The sequence below is a fragment of the Streptomyces sp. CRN 30 genome (assembly GCF_034105845.1).
Map to the genome: position 1 here is coordinate 1 of NZ_JAVRHI010000198.1, position 3,640 is coordinate 3,640.

4 protein-coding genes are annotated in these 3,640 nt (G+C 74.3%); 2 read left to right on the forward strand and 2 right to left on the reverse strand.

From position 1 onward, the window contains the following. Positions 1-362, reverse strand: a 362-nt coding sequence (locus UW392_RS20885) for a DUF6214 family protein (RefSeq protein ID WP_414496499.1), incomplete at its 3' end; no start/stop codon positions are given. A gap of 133 nt (positions 363-495) precedes the next feature. Between UW392_RS20885 and UW392_RS20890 the strand changes: the two genes are divergently transcribed. Both UW392_RS20890 and UW392_RS20895 read left to right on the forward strand, forming a co-directional pair. Beyond that, positions 496-1,863: an FAD-dependent oxidoreductase gene (locus UW392_RS20890; protein ID WP_320776572.1), complete on the forward strand. Its 1,368-nt coding sequence runs from the start codon at positions 496-498 to the stop codon at positions 1,861-1,863. A 167-nt stretch (positions 1,864-2,030) separates the two neighbouring features. Next, complete coding sequence (locus tag UW392_RS20895) at positions 2,031-3,422, forward strand: nucleobase:cation symporter-2 family protein (protein WP_320776573.1); 1,392 nt, start codon at positions 2,031-2,033, stop codon at positions 3,420-3,422. Between the two features lie 36 nt (positions 3,423-3,458). Here UW392_RS20895 and UW392_RS20900 read toward each other — a convergent pair. After that, a partial coding sequence (locus tag UW392_RS20900; protein ID WP_320776574.1) for a PaaX family transcriptional regulator C-terminal domain-containing protein occupies positions 3,459-3,640 on the reverse strand: 182 nt, incomplete at its 5' end.

Genomic DNA, 3,640 nt, shown 5'->3' on the forward strand with positions numbered 1-3,640 from the left:
GCCCCGAACGGCCGGGCCGGACGGGCGTGCCGGGCGTGCCGTACGGCGGGCGGCGGCCGGTCCGGGCGCCCCGCGCCGCACGCCTCGGCGAGCGGGTCCTCCAGCCAGTCGCCGAGCGTCGTGAGGTCGTCGAGGGAGAGCGCGGGCCGGGCCTGTACGTCCTCCAGGCAGACGCCCTCCGGGGAGACCACCGCCAGCGCCTCGACCCAGGCGCCGTCGGTGAAGCGCAGCCGTACGTCGAACCAGGAGGCGGTACCGCCGTCCTCCCGCACGTTCCACGCGTGCCGCACGGAGACGTCGCCGTCGGCGGGGAGGCGGTCGGACAGCCGGAGGGAACGGTGGACGCTGGAGGCATCGGGCACTCCCGGAACGTAACCGCATGATCACATTCCATACGAACAACACACGCGTCCCGGGCCGCGCAGCACCCTGTCAGCCGACCGTGAGCGGTGCGAAGCTGGACTTGTCAGCGACTCCCGCCGAAGGAGTTGTGCCGTGCTGCGTGTCGCCGTCGTCGGCTCGGGACCGAGCGGGTGCTACACCGCGCAGAGCCTCGTCCAGCAGGACGCGGAGGTGCGCGTCGACGTCCTGGACCGCCTGCCCTGCCCGTACGGGCTGGTGCGGTACGGGGTGGCGCCCGACCACGAGAAGATCAAGTCGTTGCAGGGCGCCCTGCGGACCGTCCTGGAGCACGAGCGGGTGCGTTTCCTCGGCGGTGTCCCCGTCGGCCCCGGCGGCGTCCCCGCGGACCTGCTGCGGCGGCTGTACCACGCGGTGGTGTACTGCGTCGGCGCCGCCGCCGACCGGCGCCTCGGCGTCCCGGGCGAGGACCTGCCGGGCAGCTGGCCGGCGACGGAGTTCGTGTCCTGGTACAGCGCCCATCCGGACGCGGCCGACGGCGGTTACGTGCGGGGCGCCCGGACGGCGGTCGTCGTCGGCATGGGCAACGTCGCCGTGGACGTCGTACGCATCCTGGCGCGCGGCGCGGCCGAGCTGAGCGGCACCGACATGCCCGAGGCCGCGCTCAGGGCGCTGGCCGCCGGCCGGGTGCGGGAGATCCACATGGTCGGGCGGCGCGGCCCGTCCCAGGCCCGGTTCACCACCAAGGAGCTGCGGGAACTCGGCGCGCTGCCGGACACCGAGGTACTGGCCGACCCGGCGGAGGCGGCGCTGGACCCGGCGTACCGCGACCCGTCCGCGCTGCCCGCCGCCGCGCGGCGCAACGTGGAGGTGGTACGCGGCTGGGCCGCCGCCGCGTCCGGCGCGGTCACGGGGCGGCCGGGCCGTGCGACGCGCCGCATCCGGCTGCGTTTCCACCTCCGGCCCGTCGAACTGCTCGCCCGTGCCGGACGGGTGGGCGCCGTGCGGTTCGAGCGGACGGTCCCGGACGGCGACGGCGGGGTGACCGGCACCGGACGGTACGAGGAGATCGAGGCGCAGCTCGTGCTGCGGTCGGTGGGGTACCGGGGGGTGGCGCCGCAGGGGCTGCCGTTCGACACCGCGAACGGCACGGTGCCGCACCTGGCCGGACGGGTCGTCCGCGCGGGTGCCGTCGTGCCGGGGGTGTACGTCGCCGGGTGGATCAAGCGCGGCCCCACCGGCGTCATCGGCACCAACCGCCCGTGCGCGAAGGAGACGGTGACGTCGCTGCTGGCGGACGCGGGTCTGCTCGCGGGCGCGGACGTGCCGGGCGGCGATCCGCTGACCGCCCTCCGCGCGGAGGGCGTGGAGCCCGTCGAGTGGGCGGGGTGGCGGGCCATCGAGCGGGCGGAGGCGGAGCTGGGCGCCGCCCTCGGCCGCACCGTGGTCAAACTGCCCGACTGGGAGTCGCTGCTGACGGCGGCACGGGCCGGGTCCCGCTAGACGTACCGGGGGGCGTACTGGGGGGGCGTACCCGGGGGGCGAGTGTGCCGCCGGGGCGGTCACACGGCGGCAACACAGCGGAAATCAACAAACTGTTCAAGGCTCCTACGGTCCTTGGCTGTTCGGTCTTTTCCGGCCACAGCCCTACCCGCAGCCCAGGAGCGCCCATGGCAACGACCCCTTCCGTGCACCCCGTGGACGAGGTGCCACCCGTACGGCAGTTGGCCGCCTTCGGCCTCCAGCACGTGCTCGCGATGTACGCGGGCGCGGTCGCCGTCCCGCTGATCGTGGGCGGCGCGATGAAGCTGCCGCCCGCGGACCTGGCGTACCTGATCACCGCCGACCTGCTGGTGTGCGGCGTCGCCACGCTCCTCCAGTGCATCGGCTTCTGGCGCTTCGGCGTCCGGCTGCCGATCATGCAGGGCTGCACGTTCGCCGCCGTCTCCCCCATGGTCATGATCGGCACGACGGGCGGCGGGCTGCCCGCGATCTACGGCGCGGTGATCGTCGCCGGACTCGCGATCATGCTGTTGGCGCCGGTCTTCGGACGGCTGCTGCGGTTCTTCCCGCCGCTGGTGACCGGCACGGTGATCCTGATCATCGGCGTCTCGCTGATGCCGGTCGCGGGCAACTGGGTCGCTGGCGGCTCCGGTGCGGAGGACTTCGGCGACCCGGGGAACATAGCCCTCGCCGCGTTCGTCCTCGTGGTGGTGCTCGCCGTCCAGCGGTTCGCGCCGCCGTTCCTCAGCCGGATCGCGGTGCTGCTCGGCATCGCCGTCGGACTGGCGGTCGCTGTGCCGTTCGGGTTCACCGACTTCAGCGGCGTCTCCGACGCGGGCTGGGTCGGGATCAGCACGCCGTTCCACTTCGGCGCGCCGGCGTTCGAGGCGTCGGCGATCGTGTCGATGCTGGTGGTGGCGCTGGTCTGCATGACCGAGACGACCGGTGACTTCATCGCGGTCGGTGAGATGACCGGCCGTCCGGCGGAGCCGCGCTCCCTCGCCGACGGACTGCGCGCCGACGGACTGTCCACCGTCCTCGGCGGTGTCTTCAACACCTTCCCGTACACGGCGTTCGCGCAGAACGTCGGGCTCGTCGGCATGACCCGGGTGCGCAGCCGCTGGGTGGTCGCCGCGGCGGGCGGCATGCTGGTGCTGCTCGGTCTGCTGCCCAAGCTGGGCGCGGTGGTGGCGGCGATACCCGCGCCGGTGCTCGGCGGGGCGGGCGTGGTGATGTTCGGGACGGTGGCGGCCAGCGGCCTGCGGACCCTCGCGCGGGTCGAGTTCGAGGGCAACCACAATCTGACGGTGGTGGCCGTGTCCCTGGCGGTCGGCCTGCTCCCGGTCGGCGTGCCGACGGTCTACGACGCGTTCCCCGACTGGTTCCAGACGGTGATGCACAGCGGCATCAGCGCGGGGTGCCTGACGGCGATCGTGCTGAACCTGCTCTTCAACCACCTGCCCGGGAAGGGGGCGCAGGCGGTGGACACGCCGACGGACGCGGCAACGGACACGGCAACGGACACGGGAGCCGCTGGGCCGTCGGAGAAGGTCGTCTAGTCCGCCGGTCCGCCTGCCCGCCGGTCCACCGGCCCGTCAGTCCGTCGCCGGGCCGGTTGCCGCCTGCTCCCGCTGATAAGCCGTATACGCGGCCCGCAGGGCCGTGCCCGGCCAGTCGGCGGGGAGCAGGTCCGGCGGGAGCACCGGGTCGGCCAGCAGGTGCCGGACGGCCGCCGCGAACGCGGTGAGCCGGTCCGCCGGCCGCCGCGCGGCGGCCA